The following is a 2,201-nucleotide window of genomic DNA, read 5'->3' as shown; positions in this document are numbered from 1 at the left end:
AAGATAGAACTTTGAACCTTTTCATATAAATCTGGTTTCAAAATGTTATCTAAATAGACATTTTCTCGTTTCCCGTTCTTTTCCATGAGGGAAACGTATAAATCGTCCCGATTTGTTTTATCTTGATTCCATACAGACAAATAATTTATATCTTTCGTAACGGCATCCATCATGTGGATTCTTGCTAGCTCTTCATCTTGCAAGCTGTTTGCTAATACTTCAATTGTAACTAGGTGGTTAGGTGTCTCTTTCGATTTTTCTAATGGATTTTCTTGTGCTTTTTCCATCGGTATTTCTTTGTTATTTCTATAATTCATCACTTCATCTCGTAACGCTTGTTTTACTTCATCCGATAAATACCTTTTCTCGTTTAATACTTGTTCATACGGTGTCTTGTAGTCCCCATCCCCCATATCCAAACGATCCATACTCACAAGCTCCATTCTCCCAAAATCTCTATCTACTACTTTTGGAATGGCAATATGATAACGAGTTTTATCATATGGTACGTATTCATCCCTTTCTCTTGCTTCCTCTTTTGCTTTTTCAATATTTTTAATGACTTCAGCCATTTTTTCATTGGCCTCTCCAAATGGAATCAACTGACTACCTTTAAAATTTTCGTTTTCGCTCCACTGAACTAACATAGTTGGACGATTTATTTCATTTTGATTTAGTGCTGCATACTTTTCTTGGTTCGCTTCATTAAATGCATCAGTAAATTCTTTATCACTCAATTTTTCTGCGCCTTCTACGGGCTCAAACGCTCTGTTTCTATCCGCTTGTTCCCTTAACTCTGTAACGGAAACAAGCTCTTGTGTCGTGTTACTTAAACTCATAAATTCAACCAACAAAATATTTTTTTCGTCCTGTTTTTCATTTCTATTTGCCATACTTTCCACCTCTTTTTCATTTATTTGTTCTTTGTCCTTTTCTAGTGTGTTTTCAATTGTTTCAATAAATTCAATCGAAGTTTCATGTACTTCTTTTAATAATCTCGTTTTATCCTTCATTTCTTTTCCTTGTGTCCAGCTCGCTAAATATCCTAATGAATATTCGCTTGTATCAATTCCAAAATAAGAAGAAACGGCGTAAGCTGTCATTTCTGCTTGAAACTCTTTTTCTGGTGCTGTGTAATTCATATGTGTCTCTGCAGTATGAAGTTTGGCATGTGCCAATTCATGAAGAAGTGTTTTAACATTTTGTAATTCACTGTTTCTAGGATTCAAAGCAACCTCTTTTGCTAAGGTGTAACTAACTCCCTTTGCAACCCCAAGTTCTTGCCTCGGCTCAATAATTTTTACACCGTTTTTTTCCGCAATGGCTTCCATTCCTTTATACAAACTCTGGTAATCCGTAACGCTCCCTTCTAGCCAACGATTCGGAAAAATACGAGGTAGATCTTCCGCTTTTGCGTCTGTCTGAGACAGGTCAAACACATGACCGACAGCAAAATATAAGCGACCAGGCATCACTTCTACGCTTTTAGATTCAATTTGTTTCTTCTCTTCCTCACTTGCTTTAGTTACTGTTTTCCAATTGCCTTCTTTGTCCTTAAATTTTGCTACAGTTCGGTTTGGAACAAGGATTTTTATTCCTTTCTCACCCTTCTTAACCGGAAATCCTTTTTCTTTCCAAAAAGAAAAGGAACCAACTGCACTGGCTCCCTGGAATTGACTTTGTATTAATGAAATATTAGATGGTGAATAGTGATAAAACTTTGCCATAAAAGTTAAATACTCTTTTAAATCTTCCGGTGTACGAAAATAACCTTCTACGCTTTTTTCCATCTTTTTTGTTAAAGCTTGCACCGCTTCTTTCTTTTCTTCTGGTGATTTCGTTTGATACTTTTTCTTATAATTTTTACTCATGATCTTCTCCTACTCTTTCACTCGCTTTTTGTAATTCCTCCATTTCTTCTTCATTCCATCTCTCAGCTGTATCAAAGAAAAGCTCATGAGTTTTTACATTAACCGGAACTAACATATTTTCTTGATTCATAACATGAACTGCAAGTTCTTCCTCTTGTTCTCGTGTAATTTTAATTGTTAGTTCTTCCTCTTTTACAAGTAAAACGAGTTCACCTTCCCCAACCTCTTTAATGACTCCTAATGCGATATCTTCATGAAATAATAACATCTAAATAACCTCCTGTTTTTTTATAAAAAGAAACAATGTAGCTTACGTTACATTGTTCTTTG

Annotated in this window: 2 protein-coding genes; both read right to left on the bottom strand. The window is 35.1% G+C overall.

The window, feature by feature from the left end; translation table 11 throughout:
• A partial coding sequence (locus BM089_RS30300) for an LPD25 domain-containing protein (protein ID WP_090979192.1) occupies nt 1-1,871 on the bottom strand: 1,871 nt, incomplete at its 3' end.
• Nucleotides 1,864-2,139, bottom strand: coding sequence for a hypothetical protein (locus tag BM089_RS30295; RefSeq protein WP_061530243.1), 276 nt, complete (start codon nt 2,137-2,139; stop codon nt 1,864-1,866). The genes BM089_RS30295 and BM089_RS30300, both read right to left, overlap by 8 nt.
• Nucleotides 2,140-2,201 lie beyond the last annotated feature (62 nt).

Source organism: Bacillus sp. 5mfcol3.1 (genome assembly GCF_900114335.1).
GTDB lineage: Bacteria > Bacillota > Bacilli > Bacillales > Bacillaceae_G > Bacillus_A > Bacillus_A thuringiensis_S.
Note: the sequence above shows the minus strand (reverse complement) of the source record. Positions and strands in the feature narration are given on the sequence as shown.